This window comes from Brevibacillus invocatus (genome assembly GCF_003710915.1).
Lineage (GTDB): Bacteria > Bacillota > Bacilli > Brevibacillales > Brevibacillaceae > Brevibacillus > Brevibacillus invocatus.
In genome coordinates, this window is the sequence record NZ_RHHR01000013.1 from 1 (window position 1) to 23,349 (window position 23,349).

The window sequence follows — 23,349 nt, forward strand, 5'->3', positions numbered from 1 at the left end:
GTTTCCTAAGGGGCTATTGAGCTCGTATGAACGTTCAAAATTAAATTCTGCTCTGCCTTTTACAGATGGATCGTGGTATTGATATTGAGATACGATCTTAGATTCGTTTGTTGGAGAATATTCAGTTACTTGTTCTAATTGCACATAATCATAGACACCACTTGCCATAGCTGTTGCACTGTAGTGGATGCGTTTTAACAACTCACTTTTGGTACTGTCAGCATATACTTCTACATCAGAGATGCTGCTATAGGGACCATTTTTCTTTAATAAAATGAACCGCCCTACTGTATCGGTAATTTCAATATCGGCAGTGGACCTATTCGGGATAAAATACGTAATTCGATCCCCTTGTGGGTTTGTTTTGGTGATGGTTGTTCCGTCATCTGAAGCGCGACTATACCTGTATTGATAGGTAATTCCGTTCTTTGTCAGTTTTGCACTTGAGCCGTCGTAAGCGTATTGAAAATGAATTCCTCTATAGGCGTAGTTTTTCCAATTATCCAATGAGTGATATTGTGTCTCGAGAGAACTACCATCGTCTAATTTGACAAACCATTTGTATTGGCCGCTATTTAAGTCATCTCCTTCCTTTGAGTATCTTTCCATGCTAGGAAAGCTTTCTAGTTTGGTTGTCAGATCATAGTTCGAATACGTAAAGCTCGGGATATTAAATTCCCATCCCGCAGCAAATGGAATATCATCGTTTGAAAAAATATCTTCATACACGACGTTATTACTTTCTCCATACCCTGGAAAAGAAACCTTACTATTCATAGAGGAGTATGTTCTCACTAATACCAGGTCCATCCCGTGTTTACCCGGCAGTACAAGATCTTGTTCCACAACATTGGATGATTGATACAAATCATCTACCGGATTGCTTACATTTCGATTTTCATAGTTCCACTTTTGATCCTTCTGCGTGTATTTGACACCATCTGGCAAACTTGCTGCTGGATTCGCAGAGTTGGTACTTTTCAGGCTCTTTTCTTCCCTGAATTGGTTATATATCGATCCGATAGTCGGTGTATAGGTGAAAAGAAAGGTCATTTGATCCTGCGGAAGCTTACTGATCTTGTTGATGACGTCCTCATCATCCCAATCGTAGGTTTCTCTCACTTCTTCATAAGACAATAGTCTTTCTAGGTTACTGTAAAAATAGGCAGCTATTTGCAGCGTTTCGCGGTCATATAGATAATGTATATTTTTCACATCTTCGAGGGATAGCTGGTCCCATGTCATCTCAGAGATTTTGCGTTCAGTGAGATTCGGAATGTCACTTGGATCGAATTTCTTCGATCGTTTCCCCTCCAATTCATCTGCAATCCACTCGATCGTTGATTCAGCTTTTTTATTCCTCTTCTTTTCGGATTTCGCAGGAACTTCATCTGAATCTTCCAGATACTCTTCTGCGAAAGCTACTTGATTAGGAATGAAATTCCCTAACAAAAGTGAAAATAGAATGAAAACGATCATACTTTTCTTTAACATATTTTTCCTCCAACCATTATCATTCGTACCCGTTATCTTTTTGTTCTGCTTATTAGATTACCATTCGCGTCATACGTAAATTCGTAGAGTGTCGAACTCCCCTTTTTTATCTTAACCAGACGATTTAAATCATCGTATTCGTAAGTATAAGCACCGCCTGCGTCGTTAAAATCAAATTTTATTGGACCCGAGGTTACGTCTGCTGTTGCACCTTCTATTTTGTTCTGAAGGATTTTTACCGCAGCATTCGTCACGTCATCTTGATTCGTATGGTTAGTAGCCCTTCCTGTGAAACTGATGGTTAGTTGCGTGTCACTATTTCTCAAAATCGTCGTTGATAAACCAGACGGCAAATTTGTAATCGTTACGCCTGATGAAAGATCAGCGACAAATTTACCATTCTGTAATGTCACGTTTAATACATCCGTGATAGAACCATCATTTCTAGCTGATTCACGTAACACCTCTGGAGTAACCGTTAAAGTAGGTGTTAGATCCATAAAATCAAATGTAAACGACCCAGATGTTACAGGCGAAGTTGCTCCACTTATTTTGGCGGCAGCAATACTGACGGACGCATTGGTAACGTCATGTTGATTTGCATGATTGGTCGCCTTGCCTGTAAATGAAATCGTAATCTGTGTGCTATTATCCCTTGTCACTGAAATAGACAGTCCAGGAGGCAGGTTATTTACAGTTACTCCACTAGACATATCCGTTGCAAATGTGGAGCCGGATAAGATCACTATTTGTTTTTCTATAAAAGAACCATTGTTTTCTGGGGCTTCCGTTATTTTTGACTTACCTAGCGTTAAGGAAAGCAGTGGTTGATTGGTTGTAATAGTAACCGTATTACTGCCTGTTGAATTTCCTGCAGCATCTTTTGACCTTACCTGAAAACTGTACGAGGTGCCAGGCAACAAGTTTTGCACATTAAAAGCAGTATTCGTTGTTGTAGCATTGTAAGCACCGTTTACATACACATCGTAACCCACTACCCCGACGTTATCCGTTGATGCGGTCCAAGATAACGACACAGATTTATCTGTTTTGCTCGGAGCTGATAGAACAGGTGCAGTCGGTGGCTGTGTATCTACTGGTGCTGGATTTGTTTTGACCCCATGATTGCTGCTCTTTCTAGAATTTCCTTCAGCATCATACGCTGTCACCACAAAATAGTAATATCGATCTGAAAGCAAGTTGCGAATGGTATGGGTAGTTTCCGTTGGCGCAGCCCAATATTCATAGACATCACCCGTGGTTGTCATATTAATTTGATACTTAACTACTCCTACATTATCAGTAGCCGAATACGACAGGGTCACGGAGTTATGCGTTTTTGACAGGGTAGTAACGGTAGGTATAGATGGCGGAATAGTATCTCGTCCAGTTGTCTTAACAGTTAATGTATTACTGGTCGATATATTACCAGCCAAGTCAACAGCCTTTACAAATAAGCTGTATTCAGTAGAAGGGGTGAGCATACTATACGTATAAGATGTTGTACTGGTTGGAAAAGTGTAAAGCAGTGTGTTGTTTCGAAATACTTGATACTCCTTTAACCCAACGTTATCCGTTGATGGAGTCCACTTTACGGCAATACTGGTGTCAGTAATACTAGTTGTGGAAAGCACGGGAGCAGTTGGTGGTTGATTGTCTACTGGTGCGATGACTTTAAACGTTTGCCTAGCAGATGGATTATACCCCTCATCATCACCATCATAGTAATATCCAGCAACTTGAGCATACACAGTTGTACCCGGTGACAGGTTAAACGTATTAAAACTGTATTGAGTCGATTTCTTCACTGATTTCTGCAAGATATCCCATTGCTTGGTTCCACTCGTTCCTGTACCCAGCCAAACTTCAAAAAAGGTGTATCTAGAATGGTCATTCCAGTTCAATACAACATCCTTTCCCTTTTCTACAGAAGTAGGAGATAAGGTGAGAATTGGCTTTGGTGGTGCAGAAAAAATAATGATTGAGGATGAAGTCTCATTCCCGAATTGATCCACTGCTCTGGTCGTTATAGTAGATTGCCCATCTTCCTTATCACTATCAAGGAGTAGAATGATTTCACTTGTATATACTCGCCACTCTCCATCATCGATTTTGTACCATCTTTCCACGGCATTATCTGGGTATTCGATTTCAATCATTTTTTCGATGATGTTGCCCCGAATCACTTCCCTGACTTCTCTAAAGGTAGGTTTTTTTAGTTTTAAGCTATTTACAAAAAATTTAAACTGTTCTTTCGAAGAAACCCGATCCTCTTGATCCAATACCCAGACTGTCAGTGTATGTTCTCCCTCTGGAAATTCGCTTACATCAAGCTCATAGTTGCTAAATCTTTGTTTCGATCCATCTGCCTCTATGTTGTCAATTTCAATAGCCTTATCGTCGTTTATCTGAGCGAATATGGACAATTGATCTCCCTCGCTCACTCCAGTCACAGATCCCGAAATGTTTAGGATATTAGATCCTTTTGCATGAGAAAATTGATTTTCCTTCAGCTTTTTTACTTCTATCACTGGAGCTGTCTCAGTAGAGATACTCTCCTCTTCGTCGGGATTATCCGATAAATTCACTTCCAAAATTCGGGAATTCCCCTCCGCCTTCACTTGGTAAAATGGATAACTTGGGATGTTTAACAATAGTAGAAATGTCATTAAGAAACTTAGTAACCACTTACTTTTCTTACTCAATGAAATTCACTCTCCTAGCTTTTTTCTAGAGTCAATCTTTTTTACAGATTCTTATGTAACCGCCTCCTCTAATCGCTATATTTGTAAATTAATTACTTTAACTTGCATATTTTTACACAATACTACATTTTTTTATATTATTGTAGGTTTTTGCAAAATAATCAGTTATATATATTACTATTTTCCTATTTGATGAATAGTAGAACGGAGTAGATTATGATAAAAGCATTAAAATGAAACTGCGGAGAAATCACGAAGAAAAAAGGAGGCATGCTTCATGAGCCAGCTAAACACATTATTCCGCAAAAGAATTAACATACCCGAAGACGAGCCAATCACCTTCGATTCACTGGAAAGCATCCTGGAAAAAACCGCACACAGCATCCCTTTTGAAAATTTATGCATACTCGCGAATAAAACCAAGCCAATCACACAAGAAAACCTCTTCAACAAAATACTCGTGAATCATGAAGGCGGGCTTTGCTATGAACTGAATTCGATCCTCTATCTCTTCCTGATCGAAAATGGTTTTGACGCGGTTTTAGCTCGTGGGGTTGTGTACAACGGCGCGATTCAAGATTATCTGCCGATTGGCAGAACGCATGTCACGATACTGGTCACGCACAACGATCAAACGTATGTCATCGATACAGGCTTTGGTGCGAATCTGCCCTTAAAACCCGTTCCTCTGTCCGGGGAGACGGTCATCTCCAGCAATGGGGAATTTCGGATCAAAAAAGCGGCGAACAGACACGGGGACTATGTGCTTGAGCTGAAGCTGAAGCATAAGGATACGGACTGGAGAATCGGTTATTGCTTTGATTCCACAAAGCCTATTACCGATGTGTCGGAATTGGATGAGGTCCAAACGATTATTGTAGAACACGAGGAGTCCCCCTTTAACAAAAATCGGCTGGTCACGCGACTGACCGCCGATGGAAATGATACGTTAACCGACACGTCCTTCACACAATGGGCGGATGGAAACGTGACAAAAGAGGAGATTGACTTCGAGCGGTACAAGAATCTATTGAAGCAGCATTTCGAGATGTAAATCACGGACAATGTCATTGCTTCAACAGACCAAAAAGCGCGTAGAACAGGCTAATCAAACCTGTCTACGCGCTTATCTGTTTTCACAAGACTAGACGACTATTCCTTGTTTCCCACCAACGCTTCCAGCTCGGAAGGTTGGAAGCCTTTCACCGCTTTATCTCCCAGTACGGTCACGGGAACACCCATAAAGCCAAATCGCTCGACCTCTTCCTGGTAGGCGCGGCTGGTCATGACGTCGCGCACTTCGAAGCTTACACCTTTGGCGGTCAGCCATTGCTTCACCAGGTTGCAATCGATGCAGTTTTTCGTGGAGTAGACGATCACGTCCGCACTGTCTTTGGCATCTGCCAGCATCTTGCTCACGATGGCAAAGGAACGCTGGGAAGCCAGCTTGGTGAATTCTACAAAATTGACGTGCGCGGAGCCGTCTGCCTTGTCGGACATGGAGCGGACGACGACGAACGGAATGCTGTTCATCGCGCAGACCTGTGCGACAGCGGCTCCCTCCATTTCGGTGCAGTGTGCGCCAAACTGTTCGTAGAGTGCGGCCACCTTCTCACGGCTCGCTACGAATTGATCTCCGGACAAAATGCGTCCTGTAACAACCTGGACTCCTGCTTCCAGCTCCTTGCCTGCCTCGACAGCCTTTTCCATGAGCGTTTGGTCCGCTTTCCAGACCCACTGCTCCGTGTAAGGAATCTGTCCAGGCGCAAAACCGAGCGGAGTAACATCCATATCGTGCTGAATACAATCCGTGGAGACGACAATATCACCAATATTCAATTCAGGATGAACGGCACCTGCAACGCCTGTGAAAATGACGCGCTCCACCTGAAATTGATCGATCAGGATCTGCGTAGTGACAGCTGCATTGACCTTGCCAACCCCCGACTTGCAGAGTACCACGTCATTTTCTTCCAGCCTTCCGCTGTAGTACGTGATCCCGGCCTTTACGTTGGTGGTTGTTTGACTCATTGCTTCCATATATAAGGCGATTTCCTCGTCCATCGCCCCGATGATTCCGATCCGCATTCGTACACCCTCCTCTAGCTAGCCCATTCCATGTCGTGTGGTTATGCCTGATCCGGTTTGGTACTTTCCCGATACTCGATTCGATGTGGCAGCAAGACGACATGCTCTTCCACATGCTCGTTGTTCATGTATTTAGTCAGCAGGCGCATCGCCACTGCTCCGATATCATACATCGGCTGCACGACAGAGGTGAGACGGGGACGAACCATTTCCGTCAGACGGATGTTGTCATGTCCGATCACTTCGACATCGTTTGGCACGTGAAGTCCGGAGTCTTGCACGGCATGGATAGCACCAATCGCCATCTCGTCATTGGCTGCAAAAATCGCTGTCGGCGGTTCCTTCAGCTGCAGGAATTCCTTGGTATGAGACAAGCCGGATTCATAGAACAGATTGCCCCCCGCCACCAGAGCTTCATCCAGGCTGATTCCTGCATCCTTTAGTGCCTGCTTGTATCCCTCAAAACGCATCAACCCGCCGAGTGGATCGCTCATCGGTCCGGTAATCATCCCGATCCGCTTGTGACCTCTCTGGATCAATGCCTCGGTAGCATCATAGGCTGCCTGGTAGTGATCGATGGTGACAGAAGGCAATTTGTTATCAGCATCACGTGTCGCGGCAAGCACCGTCGGCACCTGTGTGCTGGTCAACGCCTGCAGGTGGTCTTCCTTGATCTCCGCCCCCATGAACAGAAGCCCGTCCACCTGCTTTTCCAGAAGCGTATTGATGAGCTGCAGCTCTTTTTCCAGACGCTGGTCGGAGTTGCACAAAATGATGTTGTACTTGTACATCGTCGCGATATCTTCAATTCCCCGCGCTAATTCTGAAAAGAACAAACTGGAGATATCCGGGATGATGACACCGACTGTAGTCGTTTTTTTACTGGCTAGTCCGCGTGCAACAGCATTTGGTCGATAGCCCAAGCGCTCGATAGCCCCCAACACCTTTTTACGGGTCATCGGTTTTACGTTCGGGTTCCCGTTCACTACGCGTGAAACTGTAGCCATCGATACTCCCGCTTCTCTTGCCACATCGTAAATGGTAACCGGCATCATACACCCTCGCTTTCCCTATAAAATGGTTTTCATAATTATTTTCAAAAATATATGCACCTATGATACGACAAGCTGTGCCTGGTTGCAATCGTTTTACCCAGCAAACCTGTCGCTTTATTTCATTAATTTGTTCATAGTCTTTAAAAGCTCATCAATCACTTCATTATCCCCTTGCTGGATGCGATCCATGACGCAGCTTTTCATGTGTCCCTCGAGCAAAATCTTGCCTACCGCGTTCAATGCCGACTGTACTGCTGCGATTTGATTGAGAATGTCGTCACAATAGACGTCCTTCTCTACCATTCCACGAATACCGCGAATTTGTCCTTCGACCCGGTTCAGCCGTGAAACCAGATTGGACTTGGTCTTGTCCGTACGCTCCGTCGCCCGGCCCGATGAACAGCAATGGTCTTGCTCACTCATACCTACTCATCCTCCCTCATGCCATTTACGCTATGTACCTCTAGCTTACCTTGGTTTTCCCGGCTTCGTCAAATAAGGAGAGGCCCCTCCTGCACTTCCAGGAAAGGGCCTCCAAGACCAGCCAACACCGTGGCTTCCTTATCCTCTCGCTACCACTACCTCGCCTTTGTACAGGCCAGAAGCGAGCAGTTCATCCACAAAGTTGTTGAAATCCGGGATGTTCAGCTGTTGTTTGGCATCCGACAGCGCTACGTCTGGATCCGGGTGAACCTCTACCATGATTCCATCGGAACCAACGGCAATTCCTGCCTTCGCAGTAGGCAACAGCAGGTCACGACGCCCTGTGGAGTGAGTCACGTCAACGAATACAGGCAAGTGCGTCTCTTGTTTCAGAAGTGGTACAGCCGAGATATCGAGGGTGTTGCGGGTCGCTTTTTCGTAGGTGCGTATACCGCGCTCGCAAAGCATGACTTGCGAGTTGCCTTCTGCCAGGATGTACTCAGCCGCGTAGATGAACTCTTCAATCGTAGCGGAGAGACCGCGTTTCAGCAGAACCGGGTGGTTGAGGCGACCTGCAGCTTTCAGCAGCTCGAAGTTTTGCATGTTGCGCGCACCGATTTGAATCACGTCGATATATTGAGCAGCCAGCTCCAGGTCTGCAGGCGTCACAATTTCACTGATGGTGACGAGATTGTATTCATCCCCGATGCGCTTGAGAATTTTCAGACCTTCTTCACCCAAGCCTTGGAAATCGTATGGAGATGTGCGCGGTTTGTATGCTCCGCCACGCAGGGTGCGCAAGCCGCGTTTTACGTGATTTTCGGCAACAGCTTTTACTTGCTCATAGCTCTCAACCGAGCAAGGTCCAGCGATCAGAATCGGGCTGCTGCCGCCAAATTCTACGCCTTTTACGTTGATGATCGTATCTTCTGCCTTCTTCTTGCGGCTGACGAGGAGCACTTTTTTCTTGTCGTCATTTTGTAGGTCAAGCGACACTTGGAAGATTTGTTTGAACAAATGACGTACTGTGCTGTCATTGAAAGGACCTTTGTTGTGTTCGACCAGCTGGTTGAGCATTTGACGCTCGCGCTCCGGGTCAAAGCGGTTGCTGCCCAGCTTTTCCTTTGCCTTGCCCACTTCCTGAACAAGGGCTGCACGCTGATTAATCAGCTCGAGAATCTGAAGGTTGATCTGGTCGATCTGTTTACGCATGGTTTCGATTTGATCGTGTGCCATGTTTCTCCACTCTCCTCTTTTTCTAAGTAGTTAGGTCTCGTCGATAAATTAGGGTTATTATAATCGATTCAAAGTCCCTTGTCAGCAGTTTAGCGCTAAAAAGCGCGAAAGTAAATTGGTAATCGAAAACATCTCAAAATTCGACAGGATTCTTTTCCCATGTAGTCGAATTATACAATAACGTTTTACTAAGGTTTTATGCTTGTATACGAGGAGTGACCTACCCTTGCTAGAGGTTGAACAAACAGCAAAAGATGATCTGATTTTTGCTTTAGATATCGGAACTCGCAGTGTCGTGGGACTCATCGTTGAGGCGAGCGGTGAGCAATTTCGCGTCATCGATTGTGCGATACGCGAGCATGATGAGCGCTCTATGCTCGATGGACAGATTCACGATGTTATCGCAGTCGCCAAAGTTATTCACCAAATAAAGGAAGAGCTGGAACAAAGAAACGGCCCTCTGACCAAAGTAGCAGTAGCTGCGGCGGGACGATCCCTGCGTACAAAACGGGTCCGGATGGATATGCCGCTCGCCCGGCATGCCTTTATCACCCGAGAGGACGTCCTGACGATGGAATTCGCAGCCGTCCAGGAAGCGCAAACGCAGCTGGCTTTGGAGCTGAATGAGCAGGACGTGACCCGTTATTACTGCGTCGGCTACAGCGTGGTCAACTACCAGCTCGACGGTGAACTGATCGGCAGTCTGATTGACCAGCGCGGGGATGTGGCCAGCGCGGATGTGATCGCTACCTTCCTGCCCCGGGTCGTCGTGGATTCCCTGATCGCAGCCTTGAAGCGTTGCGATCTGGACATGCAAGCCCTGACCCTGGAGCCGATCGCGGCTATTAACGTCCTGATTCCGGTCACCATGCGCCGCTTGAATATCGCACTGGTAGATATTGGTGCGGGTACCTCTGACGTGGCTTTGACAGAAGAAGGAGCGATTACCGCCTACGGGATGGTGCCAGTCGCGGGCGACGAGATTACAGATGCATTGATGAATGCCTTCTTGCTCGATTTTCCGATGGCAGAAGAAGCAAAGCGTGTTCTTTCCCAGCATGACTCGGTATCCTTCACCGATATTCTGGGGCTGGAACACAACCTGACGACGGCTGAGGTAATCGCCGCTATTCAATCCGATATTGAACAGCTCGCCGAAAAAATTGCCTTTAAAATCATTGAGCTAAATGGAAAGGCTCCGCAAGCTGTCATGCTGATTGGCGGTGGAAGCCTGACGCCTGGCCTGACTGAAAAAGTGGCGCAAGTGTTGAAAATTCCTGCGGCACGAGTGGCGGTACGCGGTGCCGATGCAATCAAGCAATTTATTGGTGACGAGAACTCGATCCTGAGCGGGCCGGAGTTCGTGACGCCGGTTGGGATCGCAGTCGCAGCCCGCCGCCACCCGCTTCGTTATGTGACGATTACGGTCAATGAACAGGCTATACGCATTTTTGATCTGCGCAAAATGACGCTGGGTGATTGTCTGATTGCAGCAGGGCTTGATATCCGTCGATTGTACGGTAGACCCGGACTGGCCAAGAGTGTAACCGTTAACGGACGGATGAAAATCATTCCAGGGGGACATGGCACACCACCCATCATCGAACGAAACGGGGAAGCTGTGGGGCTGGATGCTGCAATTGGGGACGGCGATGTGATCAAAGTCGTGGCTGGTACTGACGGCGAGGATGCACAAGTCCAAATCAAAGACTTGCTGGATCGCGTGGAGACACTCGACATCCTCTGCAACGATCGCCCTCTTTCGCTTGGTCCTGTCGCGATCATGAACGGTGAGCCCCAGCCTCTGGATGCCTGGGTGACAGACCGCAGCAATCTGGAGTTTCGACTCGCTCGTACCGTAGAAGAAGCCCTACTGGAAGCTGGGATTGAACTGGACAGCCAGGAGCAGCTACCTCCCCTGCAATTCAGTGTAAATGGCCATAGCTACAGCGTGCCGTCCCGTCAGGAAGTGCTCACGTTAAATGGCAAACCATGCTCTCGCCAAGACTATGTACGCCAAGACGACGAGCTGGTCTATCAGCTGGAGGAGGTTCCGATTCCGATGATCCGGGATGTCATTCCTTTGGAGGAGTGGGTACAGGAATCGATTTCGGTCCACTTCAACGGCGAGCCAGTCACCCTGCCGATCGCGCAAGTCTCGATCATGAAAGACGGCTTTGAGGCACAGGCAGATGATATCGTCACGGACGGAGCTATCATATCTGTCAAATCCACGCCTGCCTCCACCCCCGTGTTCAGCGATGTTTTCCGCTACGTAGACGTGTCGTTTGAAAAACCGGATCGGGAATCCATCTCCGGCTTTGTTATGCTGGTAAACGGCGAGCCCGCCACTTTTCAGACCGAATTGAAAAGCGGAGACAAGCTGGAGCTGTTTTGGGATTAAAAGTAGAAAAAAGGGATGCTCCACACAAGATGTATACGAACCTTGTGGGACATCCCTTTCTATTGTTCTTAAGCCTTTAGCGCTTCCTCAATCGCATCCTTCGTAATTTTCCAATGGGAAGTATGCCATTTGACCTCGCCATTTTCGAACAGGAAAATCTGAGGTGATTCGTGCTTGATTCCAAAGCGCTCTGCTACTTCATTGGATACTGGACGATCCTCGCGAACGAGAATCACGGCAGCTGGCACATCATTTCCCTGCAAATAGGATTGAAATTCCTCATAAGCAGACGTGCTGATCGGGCAGATCGTGCTGTGCTTGAACAACAGACGTTTTCCCGCACCAGCGACGAATTCATTCAGTTCTTCGGTGGAATGAAGCTGTTTTTGTGACATGGTTATGCTCTCCCTTCTGCTCAAACACTGTGGTTTTAGTATACGAAAATCGACACCGGAAAGTCTATGCGCCGGGTGTAAAAGAAAAAAACCACCCTTTCTGGGGTGGCTAATGGACATTTATACCATGATTTTGGTTAAGCGATGGCGCAGCTCCAGCATCCATTTTTCGTCTCCTAAGGATTGGGCCAGCAAGAACAGATCCAGCAGTTCGTTGACGCGTTCTCCCAGCGCTTCACTAACTGTGGAATCCCCTTCATTGGCAATCAATACCAATAAATGGGACAACTCTGACATTTCCTCAAACTCGATGGCCTGACGCGCTGGATCCTGTCCCAGCTCCTCCATCAATGATTTCAGATCTTCTTTGACAACATCCACTACCTGTGAATGGGCGCATTCATCGTCCACGCAGACGTGTACAGGTACATTTAAAATTCGAACCCGTTTCCGATACACGACGTTGCGCAGCACGACTTCCATGTCACTGCCGCAGCGGCTGCATTTCTTCTGCATGTGTTCACCTCTATCCTAATCCACGTATGTATGCATGCTTCTCATAACTATTCGCGAAACCTTCCTTCAATCCTGCTAAACAACAGCTGGTACATGGTGGATAGAGTGGCAGACAAAGCAAAAACGATGTCGTCATCACAACATCGTTTTTCATAAACGGATTCATGGGACAGTCCTGTTTAAGCGTAAATGGCGTTTACTTTCTCGCAGTGCGGACAAACCGCTACCTTGCCGGTGTGTCCCGCTTCATCCTCCACTCGATACCCTGTGATCTGCTCAGAGAAACAAAACAGACATTCCGTATTGAAGTCCATATCGTACTGTGCCTTCCAGACAATGGATTTAAAATCTTCTCCTACATTGATTGTAATCGGTAACAGATCGTGCCCCAGGCTGTTCAATGATCGTTGCATCGCAATGCCATCCTTTCGTACTTGCAAAGTCTTTTCGTATCCTCTAGCTTTTCCTGATTTTCAGAATAATAAACTTCGGTGATCAAAAGATTCTTGGTAAAAATGGGCATTTGCCCGTATCGGCTCTGTGCGAAAACCCATATGTTATGGATGTAAGCACAAGCGACTTAACACAAAAGGAGGATTTGATCGCATGAGCAGCATCTTTAACGGCGGTGGATTTTTCGACGATTTCGTTCTGGTGTTGATTCTGTTTATCCTGTTGGTAATCGTTGGTTGTGGCTGCGACGATTAACATATGACTTTGGATACAGCACGATCCGGCAGGTAGTTGCATATACTTGAACACCGGATCCTGTAAAGCGCGTATCATTCGCTGGCTACCCATCACCACGGGTAGCTTTTTTCTATTTATTTTGTGTACAATACAATCGAATCGATATGATATGGAATGGAAAGTGAGGAATATCCTTCTATGAAAGATCCACGCATTGACAAATTGGCCGATGTCCTGGTCAACTATTCTACCCGTGTTCAGTCAGGTGAAAACGTACTTATTTACGCCATCGGCCAGGTGCATGAGCTGGTGCGCGCCGTGATCGCAAAAGTGTACGAAGCAGGCGGCAATCCTTATGTTCAGTTGATCGACCAAACGATTCAGCGTGAACTGCTCCTCGGCGTCAACGAAACACAGCTTGGCGTGATGCGCGAGGCAGATGTGGAATTCATGAAAAAAATGGATTGCTACATCGGCATCCGTGGTGGCGACAACATCAGTGAACTGGCTGACGTGCCAGGAGACAAGATGCAGCTTTATTCCCGACTCTTCACCCGTCCCGTGCTTGACGTGCGCGTGCCGGACACTCGCTGGGTGGTTCTGCGCTATCCAAACGCCTCGATGGCTCAATTGGCCAATATGAGTACAGCAGGCTTTGAAGATTTCTACTTCAAAGTGTGCACCCTCGATTACGGCAAAATGGATGAAGCCATGGACAGCCTCGTGGAACTGATGGAAAAGACCGACAAAGTGCGCATCACCGGTCCTGGTACGGATTTGACCTTCTCCATCAAAGGAATACCTGCTATCAAATGTGCCGGAGAAGCCAATATTCCAGACGGGGAAGTCTTTACTGCGCCTGTACGTGATTCCGTGAATGGTACGATTTCGTACAATACGCCATCGCCTTACCAGGGCTACACCTACGACAACATCAAGCTGACCTTCAAGGATGGCAAAATTATCGAAGCGACAGCCAATGATACGGAGAAAATCAATGAAGTGTTTGATACGGATGAAGGAGCTCGCTATATCGGGGAGTTCGCCATTGGCGTCAATCCGTACATCCAAAATCCGATGAAGGATATTTTGTTCGATGAAAAAATCGACGGCAGCTTCCACTTCACACCGGGTCAAGCCTACGACGATGCCTTTAATGGAAACAAATCCTCCATTCACTGGGATCTGGTCATGATTCAACGCCCAGAATGGGGCGGCGGTGAAATCTGGTTCGACGATCGCCTGATTCGTAAGGACGGCCGTTTTGTCATACCTGAACTGGAGTGCCTCAATCCGGAAAACCTGAAATAGAACATGATAAAAGCGAAAGGACACATGCTACTGGCTTGGTCCTTTCGCTTCTTCATCTAGCCTATAGGCTATAAGCAGGTTCTTTAATTAAGGAAGGCGCTTTTAGTTCCAAAAACGTGATCGTGGTTTCCAGATGGTGAATCGTATACTCCCAACAGAATTGCTGGTACTCATCGAAGCCGTTTTTCAGCTTCTGGTACGTCACTTTGCTTTGGGCAAGCATCTGCCGTTGCGTGGACAAACAGTTATTCACCAATTCACGTTGTTCCTCGATGGTGCGACCTTTGCCAAAGAAAATCTTAACCAGCATATCGGAGCGCAAGACAGGGGGCAGGATTGGAGTTTGAATTTCCTGTTGGAAAGACTGCTCGCCCGCTTTCGTAATTTTGTACAAAATTTTGTTTGGTTTGCCTGATTGAATAACTTCCTGCTTCGTCACCAGGCCTTCTTCTTCTAATTTGCGAAGCGCTGGATAAATGGCTCCGAAACTTGCGTCATAAAAGAAACCGATGCTGTTGCTAAACGCTTGCTTAATGTCGTACCCGCTCATCTCACCGTAACTAAGAAAGCCAAGAATTATCGTTTTTACGTCCATCTCTTCGCATCCTCCAATTCCATTCCAGTCTTCTCTCTCTGTAGGTCTGAACTCATGCCGTTCAGCCTTTATGTTCAAAATATTCTTTAACTAAACTATATTATAAGTCCATTCGCATAAATATACCAATGCTATTTCTTTATTATATCAATCAAAAATAATGATACAATCAAAACGGTACTCACTGCTTTCACCCGCCACCTTACCCTAACTACTTCTCCATCCGAATCGCATGTATCTCTTTCTCCGGCTCATGAATGATCATTTTTTCTGCTGTACCCGTTGAGTCTGGTACAAATTCCACTTCAACGGAAATCATTCGCGGGCCGGATCCATGTGTACAGCTTTTCGCTTGACAGGACTCTTCGGTATTTCAAAAGGCTCATCAAACATTATTTGCTGCACAGCCTCTAAAATGCGTTGATCAAACTCGTATTCCTGTTCCTTATTGCTCATATAAATCAGGGTTTTACCGGCATCGATAAACCGAATCATAAGGGTTGCATACCCTGGCCATCCCCCACTGTGGCTGACACTCTTGCCTCTTTTCTCACTCTTTTCCAATATCCATCCAAAACCGTAATCAAAGGTTTCACCGTTGTTTAACCGGACAGGCGCAAAGGCTTGCTGCAATGATTGTTCATTCACCAGCTTTTCTGTATATAAAGCCTGATCAAATAAAAGTAAGTCCCCGACTGTCGAGTTCACAGTGCCGTCACCCTGTATGCCGTCCAGATAGACGACATACTCTGTCTCCGCAAGCTCGTCTGGAAGCACGAATTCACCCGACCATACATCGTAAACAACCCCATATGCGTAATCATCGATTTTCTCATTCGAGTATCTTCTGTTGTATACACGCGTTTTTCCCATTCCCAGAGGATGAAAAAGATGCGTTTCCATATATTCAGCAAAGCCCAGCCCTGAAATCCGCTCGACAAGCAATGCGAGCAAGACGTAAATCGGGCAGTCCGGAGGTGTGGGTTAGCAGATGTCGAACCGTTATCCCTGGATAAGGAAAATTCGGCAGCCACCTGTCGATGAAATCGTCATACGCGAGCTGTCCCTGCTCTTCCAGCAGGACGATCGCCGAAGCGGTAAATGGCTTGGATAACGAAGCCAGCTCAAATACGGAGTCCGGCGTCAGTTTTCTTTTGCTCTTCAGATCGCCATATCCAAATACAGCCTGGTACAAAATTTCCCCCTGTTCGGCAACACATACTGCTCCCTTGATTTGTCCTTTCTCATGCAACGCTTGAAAAAGTGCCTCCAATTGCTGTTGTCTCATCTTCATTTCACAATCCTCCCCCAGTTTTTTAAATTAGTTGAATAAATTATTAAGGCATCTAACATATTGTTCAAAAAAAATTAGGTGCGGCTTAATTCCTGTTCGACGATTTTCTTTAATTTCAGTGTCAGTGCACGGAGCTGCTGCACTTCTTCCAACTCCATTTTCGCGTAAAAGCGTGTGATAATATCCCGCTCTACCTCTTCTTGCTTGGTGAAATAGGCGAATCCCTGGGTGCCCATCTGTACAATGATTTCACGCCGATTCTGGAGATTGATTTCCCGCTTCACGTACCCCATTTTCTCAAGCTTGCCCACGATCTGGCTCACTGCGCTGGAGGATACCTCCATCTGCTCAGCAATTTCCTTGACAGTCATCCGCTGATGCTTATGAATCAGCTCCAGAAGCAATGCCTGCTTGGTTGTAATCTCATCATCCAGCAATGCTCGATATTCTCGCAGCAACAGCGTATTGATCAGATACTCCGCTTCATTCATTTCTTTCACACACTCGACAAGCTCTTTATCTGCATGACCCATCTTTACTTGTAAACCACCTTTATTATTAAGGTACCTAAACAATATATTACTGAATGTTATTCGAAATAGCAAGAGCTCTTACCATGCCGCATCCCTGAGCAAAATGGGCGTCCCTTCCCCCTTGACCTGCCATAGGATGATACATACCTATCTGCTGTGGGGGGAGAGATCAGTGAAAAGTAAAAAGTGGTCCCAATATACACGCGTAAAGTACCCTGTGAGCAGCAGCAGTTTACACCCCTTCAACTTCTTCGTTCCCATTGTGGAACGCGTACAGGAGGGCGTAGTCTCAATTGTCACCGAAGATGTGACTCAAGCCAAAGACGTGGATACACTCATTCGCAGCCTGATTTCGGAAGATGAACCTCCGATGCCTTCAGAGCGCAGTTTTGGCTCTGGCTTCCTCTTCCATCCAAAAGGGTACATCCTGACCAGCGAGCATGTCATTGGAAAATCAAAAAATATCTACGTCAAGCTGTTTAATGGGCGAGTCTTTGAAGCCAAACGAATTCTGGCCGATCGTGTACGCGATTATGCCGTCATCAAAATCGACGCAGACTGCAAGCTCTTTCCGCTCCCATTGGGGAATTCCTCGCATACCAAGGTAGGCGAATGGGTGATCAGCATCGGTTCCCCACCTGTCGCCATAGAGCCAAAAGAAAACAAGCCTCACCTGAGTAGCTGCAGCGCAAACTGGACCGGTCTTGCAATCGCCCTTTCATACGTATCCATATCGCCGATCTCACGGAAAACCTCACGTCCGGGCTTGGGATTCACTTCGATCAGCCAGGGGCGCCCATCGACATCTACACCAATATCCAGTCCAAATTCCATCATTCTTCCAAACCTCTCCTCCAGCGTAACCGCCGTCTGATGCGCCAGCTGCACCACTTCGCTGGTGATGGTGCGCGCACGCTCTTTTCCAAAGACAGCCGCCAGAAAGGGCTGAAAAGGTACTGCCTTGCCTCCTCCGTGCAGGTTGGAGGTAGAACTGCCTTTCTCCCCCACACGAACACCGCAGCCGGTCACGCTCCAGTCGCCCTGTTCATCCTTCTGGATCAAGACCCGCACATCCGCGACACGATTGGGCAGTACCCCCAGGTCGACCCCCTGCTGTACAAGAAAATTGCCGTCTCTCAGCTGCTGTTCCTTGACCCAGCGTTTCACCCACTTTTCCACACCTTCTGCTGTCTTCAGCGTTGCCTGATGAAGCGCTGATAGCCTGTCGCGTCCTGATAGTACGTACTGTCTCCCTGCAGCCATTACTTTCAGGATACTGCGCCCGCCTGTACCATTGCCTGGCTTGATGTAAACGATCGGAAACCGCTTCAGCATGGCTTTTACTTTGCCTGGCGCATAGACGCTGGATTCCGGTATCCAATGGCTTACCCGTTCATCCTTGGCCAGCATCAGCGTGACTCTCCACTTTTTACTGAATGGACTGTTGGCAAACGTAAACAGCTTGCTATGCCGTAACCGCATGTACTGTGGGACTCTGCGGCGATAGCGATCGATAACCACATCGGGCCACGCATACCATTTACTTGACCAGCCTCCCGCTTTTGTAGGTGTAAATCCACGAATCTTTCGCTCTGCCACATTCACATCCTGATGCGAAAAAAGGTATACCTTTGCACCCAACTTTTGCCCGGCTACTACCAGACGGCGCAAATAGTCAGGCTCGGAAAATCGTTCCCCCTTTCGCCAGGTCAGGATTCCAACCACGTCTTGATGTGCCATCCCATCACCTCGCAGTATCTCATCATTGCCTAGTCTATGTGCGCTGGCCTAAGTGTGAAACGATCAGGCTACAATCAGGCTTTTCCTAGCAGGACACATTTTTTCATGCATATGCGATCGTGGAAAAAGCCAAAATCATGGAGGAGCACATGCGTTAAACTTCTGTTACTTACTTAATTCCAGCAACTGTGGTAGAATAAAGTTACATTCAAAGAAGATGTATAGAGGTGAAGTCCTCATGAGCCAAGAATCTGCCGGCGAACAAATTTGTCCGAAATACGAATGTGCGATGAATATCTTGGGTAAACGCTGGACGGGATTAATTCTCCACGTCCTGCTGCGCGGTGCGGTCCGCTTCAAAGACATTCGTGAGATGGTTCCACATATGAGCGATAAAATGCTGTCCGAACGATTAAAGGAGCTGGAGGAGCTGGAAATCCTGGAACGCAAGGTATTTCCTGAAATCCCAGTCCGAATCGAGTATGAGCTAACGACAAAAGGAAAAGATTTGCGTCCCGTCATTGAATCTATCCACGAATGGGGCGAAAAGTGGATGTGACGCAAGCTCCCGCCTTCTTTCATAGGTGGGTTTTTTTTGTGTCCAGGCATAACACCTCCCGTCCTGCTGTAGACTCTAGCAACCTGCAATAACGGGAGGATTCGGCATGCGAACAGCTGTTTACATCCGCGTCAGTACCGAGGATCAGGCCCGAGAAGGGTTTTCCATCGCAGCCCAACGCGATCGATTGCTTGCCTATATTCATTCCCAGAACTGGGTGCTGACTGACATGTACGTCGATGAAGGAGTCAGCGCCAAGGATCTCAATCGCCCGGAGCTTGGCAGACTTTTGGCAGATGTCGCACAAAAGAAAATGGACGTGGTCCTTGTCTACAGGCTGGACCGACTCACTCGCTCTGTGCTCGATCTGTACCAGCTCCTTCAGGAATTCGAGATTTACGGTGTTCACTTCAAAAGCAGTACAGAAGTATACGATACGACGACCGCCATCGGCCGTTTGTTCATCACCTTGGTCGCAGCCTTGGCCCAATGGGAACGGGAAAATCTTGCCGAACGCGTCAAAATGGGCATGGGCCAAATGGTACGCGAGCGAAAAAGACCGGGCGGCCCCGCCCCCTATGGCTACGATTTATGCAATGGCCAGCTCCAGCTCCGGCCCAAAGAAGCTGACATCGTCCGCCACATGTTCGAGCGTTATGTAAATGGCAAATCCCCACGACAGATTGCAGACGAAGCTAATGCACAAGGATCGCGAGGCAAAAATGGCGCCTGCTGGAGTTCTAGCGCTGTCCTGCGACTGTTAAAAAACCCGGTCTATTACGGAGCCTTGCGCTGGAATTATACTCACACTCTCCCACGTACCAAACAAACGAATGACTATTTCCTCGAGCCTGCGGTACATCCGGCCATTATCGATGAAGCTACCTTTGTGCGTGCGCAGGAGCGGATGAAGCTGCGCGGCTCCCAGCATCCGCGCGTTTTGGCTTCCTCCTTCCTCTTTTCTGGAATCCTCTACTGCTCCATCTGCCAAGCGGAGATGCGCGGCAAGTACACGCATTCGCAGGGAAAAAACGGAACAGCCTATACTCACACCTACTACACCTGCAGCGGCAAATCATCCGGGAAATGCCGGGCTGCCTCTATTCGCGAAGACCGGTTGGAGCAAGCGGTAGTCAGACTTCTGCAATCGTATCGGGTTCAAGCTTCAGTGGTATTGCAGGAATGTTTCGGCAGCAGCCAGCAAAAGAAGGCAATGCAAATACAGTCGGGCTTAGACACGAAATGGGAAGAACGAAAAAAACGGTGGGAGGATGCCTACGAGGCCGGGGTCCTTTCCTTGACAGATCTTCGGGTTAAGCTCTTGGAGCTGGATCAAAGACAGCGTCAAGCTTCCTTGGCACAATCACTACAGACCAGTACAGCTGACGAACAGAATGTGGAGATCTTATTAGACTGGGAAAAGATCTGGTCGCATGCTACCCGTGAACAGCGAAGGCAGCTTGCGACCAGTCTGATCCAGCGTATGGAAGCCGAGGCCTGCAGGGATTCTCCGGCAGGTATCAAACGCTTCGTTTATGTGAGCCATGTTCTTTTCCACTAGCTCGTATTTTGATTTTTATTTTTTGCCTCTATGCGGGCAAGTGGTTCCCCACTCGGTTTGGAAAATTCCATCACGGCAGGAATCATCAGCGCGAAGAATCGTCGCTTGCAGGTCGCCAAGCGTATGTACGAGGAGATCTTTCAGACAGATGCCGCCATAAATCCCGGTAACAGTGGAGGACCGCTCATCAATTTGAACGGAGAAGTCATCGGTCTCAATGCCTTTATCATCCAGTCCAGCCAGTGCCTCGGCTTTGCCATTGGCATTGACGCCTTGAAGCAGCAGCTGGAGCAATACGTTTTCAAATGAGAAGTAAGCAAGGGAACAGGAAGAGAAAAACCCCGTCTATTGGGACGGGGCTTGCTTCTCAAATGCAATCAGGTAAACGCTTTTGCCATCCTGATTCAATTTTTCTTCGGTTTGTTGGACTTGCTGCAACTGGTCAGTCGTCAGTTGAGCGAGAGGTAATTCGCCAAGGCGCTCTTGATTCACAGGGCACTCCTCCGTTGTAGGATTCGTAAGTACGCGTCTAGTTTGCCCTGCCACTTCTGTATGTATTTAAGCGGTCATGTGAAAAGCTTTGGCAATAGCCGAACAAGAACGTTTGCAGAAAAGAATCGGCAGCTCACGGTCTTTGGCCTGGCTCTTTACGGTTTTGGCCAGGTTGTGATTCACGAAGTCTGTCAAAACCAGAATCATATGGACACCAGTCGGAATTTTAACGCCTGTTTGGGAGCTTTTTCTTCCTGTCACGTGATGAATTTCCTGAAAGCCTTGACCTTGCAACAGTTCAATAATATTACCGAGGCGATCTCCGCCAATGACAAGAATGGATGACATGTTCTTAGAACCTCCTTGAATGTGTGGTGTACATGTATGTTTTCGTGCGACTTTAGCTAAGAAGTGTTGAGTGAAAATGTGAGGTGCGCATTCAATTGATAATGAATATCACTCTTATTGATAAATATTATCATTCCCAATTAGGTTTGACAATACTCTCCATGAGAAGTTTTTTGGAAAAATCGAAAACTAGGGATAACAAGTGAACTGCATACATATTTCTTGCCGGGGTTATTTTCACAAAGGTATAATGAGGAAATAGATTATTTGCGAGGAGGTGGCGTACGTGCAAGAGCTTTCTCAACTACACGCCATTTTTGATCGTACCAAGGGGTATATCCATCGATTCATGGGCCTGATTCAGCCAATCATTGACGCTGCTCAGGATGAACACACACGCTTGTACTACCACCACATCCTAGAAGAGGAAGAACAACGGATGGATCGCCTGCAGGAGCTGATTCCTTACCTCCAGACCCTCTCTGCTGAGAAAGCCGATCAGCTGAGCGACCGCGAGCTGTCCCGTTTGTTATCCGATATTAACCTGGAACGTTTTGGTCTGCACAACTTCCGTGAACATCTGGAGCTGGCTCTCTACGAGTTCCGTGACGACGAGACTCGACTGGACCTGGATGGGATGCGGGCAACCACTCATGAGGACTACCTGAGGGTAAAAGAAATCATGGCTACACTCAGCGAGCGATTTTCAGACGTGTCTCATCCCTCTCTGACTGATCACGACGAGGGACATGACATCCATCAGGTCGATCATCTCAAAGCGTCTGCTACTCTGCCTCAAGGTGTCGCATCTGTCATCAAACATGCCCCAAGCCCAACCCCTGCTAAAAAGGGACTTACAGTGGGCAGTTTGAAAGGCAAATAAAAAAGCCTCTATTGAGGCCGGTTCAAAGAGCAGCGACTGCGTTTAAGCGAAGGTTTTTATGGGTTCCATAAAGTTTAAGCAAAGTTACTCTGACATGGCGAAGCACTTAAACTTTCTTACACGTTAACACAACAGATAGAAAATCCTGTATGACTTGGAGGTAACACTATGGACAAGCTCCGGAAATACCCAGACTCTCCCTTGACTCAAGATGAGTGGAAGCAACTGGACGAAACCGTCATCGACATGGCTCGCCGCCAATTGGTAGGACGCCGTTTTATCGATATTTATGGCCCGCTGGGTGAAGGCATTCAGACGATTACCAATGACGTCTATGAGGAATCGCGTTTTGGCGGGCTCAGCCTGCGCGGCGAATCATTGGAAATGACTCAGCCAAGCAAGCGTGTGAGCATGACCATCCCGATTTTGTACAAGGATTTCATGCTGTACTGGCGCGATGTCGCACAGGCTCGTACATTGGGCATGCCGCTCGACATGAGTGCTGCTGCCAACGCTGCTGCGGGCGGAGCTTTGATGGAAGACGATTTGATTTTCAATGGCGCTGCTGAATTTGACCTGCCTGGCCTGATGAACGTCAAAGGCCGTCTCACCCATCTGAAAAGCGACTGGATGGAATCCGGCAACGCTTTCGCCGACATCGTGGAAGCTCGCAATAAACTGCTGAAAATGGGCCACAGCGGTCCTTATGCGCTGGTCGTCTCTCCTGAGCTGTATGCCCTCTTGCATCGCGTACACAAGGGCACCAACGTGCTGGAGATCGATCACGTGCGCAATCTGGTAACAGACGGTGTGTATCAGTCCCCGACTATCAAAGGCCGTTCTGGTGTACTGGTAGCGACAGGCCGTCACAACCTGGACCTGGCTGTCGCAGAGGATTTCGATACTTCATTCCTCGGTGACGAGCAAATGAACAGCTTGTTCCGCGTCTACGAGTGTGTGGTTCTGCGCATCAAGCGCCCAAGCGCGATTTGCACGCTGGAAGAAACAGAAGCGTAATGATTCAAGG

23 protein-coding genes and 2 pseudogenes are annotated in these 23,349 nt (G+C 47.5%); 10 read left to right on the forward strand and 15 right to left on the reverse strand.

The window, feature by feature from the left end; translation table 11 throughout:
• A partial coding sequence (locus EDM52_RS08490; protein ID WP_148038735.1) for a hypothetical protein occupies positions 1-1,494 on the reverse strand: 1,494 nt, incomplete at its 3' end.
• A gap of 32 nt (positions 1,495-1,526) precedes the next feature.
• Positions 1,527-4,199, reverse strand: a complete 2,673-nt coding sequence (locus EDM52_RS08495) for a fibronectin type III domain-containing protein (RefSeq protein ID WP_122908579.1) — start codon at positions 4,197-4,199, stop codon at positions 1,527-1,529.
• Between the two features lie 277 nt (positions 4,200-4,476).
• Between EDM52_RS08495 and EDM52_RS08500 the strand changes: the two genes are divergently transcribed.
• On the forward strand, positions 4,477-5,253 hold the full coding sequence (locus EDM52_RS08500) for an arylamine N-acetyltransferase family protein (RefSeq protein ID WP_122908580.1): 777 nt from the start codon (positions 4,477-4,479) through the stop codon (positions 5,251-5,253).
• A gap of 98 nt (positions 5,254-5,351) precedes the next feature.
• On the opposite strand, the gene EDM52_RS08505 is transcribed toward EDM52_RS08500, so the two are convergent.
• The 4 genes from EDM52_RS08505 to EDM52_RS08520 form a co-directional block, all read right to left on the reverse strand.
• The gene (locus EDM52_RS08505; protein WP_122908581.1) at positions 5,352-6,287 is read right to left on the reverse strand and encodes a 5'-methylthioadenosine/adenosylhomocysteine nucleosidase; all 936 of its coding nucleotides are present in this window, start codon (positions 6,285-6,287) and stop codon (positions 5,352-5,354) included.
• Positions 6,288-6,328: 41 nt separating this feature from the next.
• Complete coding sequence (gene ccpA, locus EDM52_RS08510; RefSeq protein ID WP_122908582.1) at positions 6,329-7,339, reverse strand: catabolite control protein A; 1,011 nt, start codon at positions 7,337-7,339, stop codon at positions 6,329-6,331.
• 117 nt (positions 7,340-7,456) lie between these two features.
• Positions 7,457-7,765, reverse strand: coding sequence for a metal-sensitive transcriptional regulator (locus EDM52_RS08515; RefSeq protein WP_122908583.1), 309 nt, complete (start codon positions 7,763-7,765; stop codon positions 7,457-7,459).
• A gap of 138 nt (positions 7,766-7,903) precedes the next feature.
• The gene (locus EDM52_RS08520; RefSeq protein ID WP_122908584.1) at positions 7,904-9,001 is read right to left on the reverse strand and encodes a bifunctional 3-deoxy-7-phosphoheptulonate synthase/chorismate mutase; all 1,098 of its coding nucleotides are present in this window, start codon (positions 8,999-9,001) and stop codon (positions 7,904-7,906) included.
• A 226-nt stretch (positions 9,002-9,227) separates the two neighbouring features.
• Between EDM52_RS08520 and EDM52_RS08525 the strand changes: the two genes are divergently transcribed.
• The gene (locus EDM52_RS08525) at positions 9,228-11,405 is read left to right on the forward strand and encodes a cell division protein FtsA (RefSeq protein WP_122908585.1); all 2,178 of its coding nucleotides are present in this window, start codon (positions 9,228-9,230) and stop codon (positions 11,403-11,405) included.
• A 68-nt stretch (positions 11,406-11,473) separates the two neighbouring features.
• Here EDM52_RS08525 and ytxJ read toward each other — a convergent pair whose 3' ends face one another.
• The 3 genes from ytxJ to EDM52_RS08540 all read right to left on the reverse strand — a co-directional run bounded on the left by ytxJ (position 11,474) and on the right by EDM52_RS08540 (position 12,729).
• Positions 11,474-11,800: a bacillithiol system redox-active protein YtxJ gene (gene ytxJ, locus EDM52_RS08530; RefSeq protein ID WP_122908586.1), complete on the reverse strand. Its 327-nt coding sequence runs from the start codon at positions 11,798-11,800 to the stop codon at positions 11,474-11,476.
• Positions 11,801-11,920: 120 nt separating this feature from the next.
• Positions 11,921-12,316 (reverse strand): hypothetical protein, encoded by a 396-nt coding sequence (locus EDM52_RS08535; protein ID WP_122908587.1) that lies wholly within the window; start codon positions 12,314-12,316, stop codon positions 11,921-11,923.
• Between the two features lie 179 nt (positions 12,317-12,495).
• Positions 12,496-12,729 (reverse strand): hypothetical protein, encoded by a 234-nt coding sequence (locus tag EDM52_RS08540; protein WP_122908588.1) that lies wholly within the window; start codon positions 12,727-12,729, stop codon positions 12,496-12,498.
• A gap of 193 nt (positions 12,730-12,922) precedes the next feature.
• Here EDM52_RS08540 and EDM52_RS08545 point away from each other — a divergent pair, with 193 nt between their 5' ends.
• The gene (locus tag EDM52_RS08545; RefSeq protein ID WP_122908589.1) at positions 12,923-13,024 is read left to right on the forward strand and encodes a YjcZ family sporulation protein; all 102 of its coding nucleotides are present in this window, start codon (positions 12,923-12,925) and stop codon (positions 13,022-13,024) included.
• 180 nt (positions 13,025-13,204) lie between these two features.
• Entirely contained in the window at positions 13,205-14,317 is a 1,113-nt protein-coding gene (locus EDM52_RS08550; RefSeq protein ID WP_122908590.1) for an aminopeptidase, read from the forward strand.
• A 61-nt stretch (positions 14,318-14,378) separates the two neighbouring features.
• Here EDM52_RS08550 and EDM52_RS08555 read toward each other — a convergent pair whose 3' ends face one another.
• The 3 genes and pseudogenes from EDM52_RS08555 to EDM52_RS08570 form a co-directional block, all read right to left on the reverse strand.
• Entirely contained in the window at positions 14,379-14,912 is a 534-nt protein-coding gene (locus tag EDM52_RS08555) for a PadR family transcriptional regulator (RefSeq protein ID WP_122908591.1), read from the reverse strand.
• Between the two features lie 315 nt (positions 14,913-15,227).
• Positions 15,228-16,206, reverse strand: a pseudogene (locus EDM52_RS08565) (serine hydrolase domain-containing protein).
• Positions 16,207-16,280: 74 nt separating this feature from the next.
• Entirely contained in the window at positions 16,281-16,739 is a 459-nt protein-coding gene (locus EDM52_RS08570; RefSeq protein ID WP_122908592.1) for a MarR family winged helix-turn-helix transcriptional regulator, read from the reverse strand.
• A 370-nt stretch (positions 16,740-17,109) separates the two neighbouring features.
• Here EDM52_RS08570 and EDM52_RS25140 point away from each other — a divergent pair.
• Positions 17,110-17,334: pseudogene (locus EDM52_RS25140) on the forward strand (trypsin-like peptidase domain-containing protein); the annotation flags it as partial.
• Between the two features lie 74 nt (positions 17,335-17,408).
• Here the strand turns inward: EDM52_RS25140 and EDM52_RS08580 are convergent.
• Positions 17,409-18,479 (reverse strand): YheC/YheD family endospore coat-associated protein, encoded by a 1,071-nt coding sequence (locus EDM52_RS08580; RefSeq protein ID WP_122908593.1) that lies wholly within the window; start codon positions 18,477-18,479, stop codon positions 17,409-17,411.
• Between the two features lie 238 nt (positions 18,480-18,717).
• Here EDM52_RS08580 and EDM52_RS08585 point away from each other — a divergent pair, with 238 nt between their 5' ends.
• The 3 genes from EDM52_RS08585 (at position 18,718) to EDM52_RS08595 (ending at position 20,908) form a co-directional block, all read left to right on the forward strand.
• Positions 18,718-19,038: a winged helix-turn-helix transcriptional regulator gene (locus EDM52_RS08585; RefSeq protein ID WP_122908594.1), complete on the forward strand. Its 321-nt coding sequence runs from the start codon at positions 18,718-18,720 to the stop codon at positions 19,036-19,038.
• 106 nt (positions 19,039-19,144) lie between these two features.
• A complete protein-coding gene (locus EDM52_RS08590) occupies positions 19,145-20,599 on the forward strand; it encodes a recombinase family protein (RefSeq protein WP_122908595.1) in 1,455 nt (484 codons plus the stop codon).
• Between the two features lie 30 nt (positions 20,600-20,629).
• Positions 20,630-20,908, forward strand: coding sequence for a S1C family serine protease (locus EDM52_RS08595; RefSeq protein WP_122908596.1), 279 nt, complete (start codon positions 20,630-20,632; stop codon positions 20,906-20,908).
• 36 nt (positions 20,909-20,944) lie between these two features.
• Here EDM52_RS08595 and EDM52_RS24565 read toward each other — a convergent pair whose 3' ends face one another.
• Both EDM52_RS24565 and EDM52_RS08600 read right to left on the reverse strand, forming a co-directional pair.
• The gene (locus tag EDM52_RS24565; RefSeq protein ID WP_183184918.1) at positions 20,945-21,091 is read right to left on the reverse strand and encodes a hypothetical protein; all 147 of its coding nucleotides are present in this window, start codon (positions 21,089-21,091) and stop codon (positions 20,945-20,947) included.
• A 66-nt stretch (positions 21,092-21,157) separates the two neighbouring features.
• Positions 21,158-21,439, reverse strand: coding sequence for a DUF2325 domain-containing protein (locus EDM52_RS08600; RefSeq protein ID WP_122908597.1), 282 nt, complete (start codon positions 21,437-21,439; stop codon positions 21,158-21,160).
• 286 nt (positions 21,440-21,725) lie between these two features.
• On the opposite strand from EDM52_RS08600, the gene EDM52_RS08605 reads away from it, so the two are divergent.
• Both EDM52_RS08605 and EDM52_RS08610 read left to right on the forward strand, forming a co-directional pair.
• A complete protein-coding gene (locus tag EDM52_RS08605) occupies positions 21,726-22,322 on the forward strand; it encodes an IMEF encapsulin system ferritin-like cargo protein (protein WP_122908598.1) in 597 nt (198 codons plus the stop codon).
• Positions 22,323-22,490: 168 nt separating this feature from the next.
• Complete coding sequence (locus EDM52_RS08610) at positions 22,491-23,339, forward strand: family 1 encapsulin nanocompartment shell protein (RefSeq protein ID WP_122908599.1); 849 nt, start codon at positions 22,491-22,493, stop codon at positions 23,337-23,339.
• Positions 23,340-23,349: the final 10 nt, after the last annotated feature.

Coding starts and splice junctions, on each gene's coding strand:
- EDM52_RS08500 (WP_122908580.1), top strand. CDS start 4,477: ATGAGCCAGCTAAACACATTATTCCGCAAAAGAATTAACATACCCGAA.
- EDM52_RS08505 (WP_122908581.1), bottom strand. CDS start 6,287: ATGCGGATCGGAATCATCGGGGCGATGGACGAGGAAATCGCCTTATAT.
- ccpA (WP_122908582.1), bottom strand. CDS start 7,339: ATGCCGGTTACCATTTACGATGTGGCAAGAGAAGCGGGAGTATCGATG.
- EDM52_RS08515 (WP_122908583.1), bottom strand. CDS start 7,765: ATGAGTGAGCAAGACCATTGCTGTTCATCGGGCCGGGCGACGGAGCGT.
- EDM52_RS08520 (WP_122908584.1), bottom strand. CDS start 9,001: ATGGCACACGATCAAATCGAAACCATGCGTAAACAGATCGACCAGATC.
- ytxJ (WP_122908586.1), bottom strand. CDS start 11,800: ATGTCACAAAAACAGCTTCATTCCACCGAAGAACTGAATGAATTCGTC.
- EDM52_RS08535 (WP_122908587.1), bottom strand. CDS start 12,316: ATGCAGAAGAAATGCAGCCGCTGCGGCAGTGACATGGAAGTCGTGCTG.
- EDM52_RS08540 (WP_122908588.1), bottom strand. CDS start 12,729: ATGCAACGATCATTGAACAGCCTGGGGCACGATCTGTTACCGATTACA.
- EDM52_RS08545 (WP_122908589.1), top strand. CDS start 12,923: ATGAGCAGCATCTTTAACGGCGGTGGATTTTTCGACGATTTCGTTCTG.
- EDM52_RS08550 (WP_122908590.1), top strand. CDS start 13,205: ATGAAAGATCCACGCATTGACAAATTGGCCGATGTCCTGGTCAACTAT.
- EDM52_RS08555 (WP_122908591.1), bottom strand. CDS start 14,912: ATGGACGTAAAAACGATAATTCTTGGCTTTCTTAGTTACGGTGAGATG.
- EDM52_RS08570 (WP_122908592.1), bottom strand. CDS start 16,739: ATGGGTCATGCAGATAAAGAGCTTGTCGAGTGTGTGAAAGAAATGAAT.
- EDM52_RS08580 (WP_122908593.1), bottom strand. CDS start 18,479: ATGGCACATCAAGACGTGGTTGGAATCCTGACCTGGCGAAAGGGGGAA.
- EDM52_RS08585 (WP_122908594.1), top strand. CDS start 18,718: ATGAGCCAAGAATCTGCCGGCGAACAAATTTGTCCGAAATACGAATGT.
- EDM52_RS08590 (WP_122908595.1), top strand. CDS start 19,145: ATGCGAACAGCTGTTTACATCCGCGTCAGTACCGAGGATCAGGCCCGA.
- EDM52_RS08595 (WP_122908596.1), top strand. CDS start 20,630: ATGCGGGCAAGTGGTTCCCCACTCGGTTTGGAAAATTCCATCACGGCA.
- EDM52_RS08600 (WP_122908597.1), bottom strand. CDS start 21,439: ATGTCATCCATTCTTGTCATTGGCGGAGATCGCCTCGGTAATATTATT.
- EDM52_RS08610 (WP_122908599.1), top strand. CDS start 22,491: ATGGACAAGCTCCGGAAATACCCAGACTCTCCCTTGACTCAAGATGAG.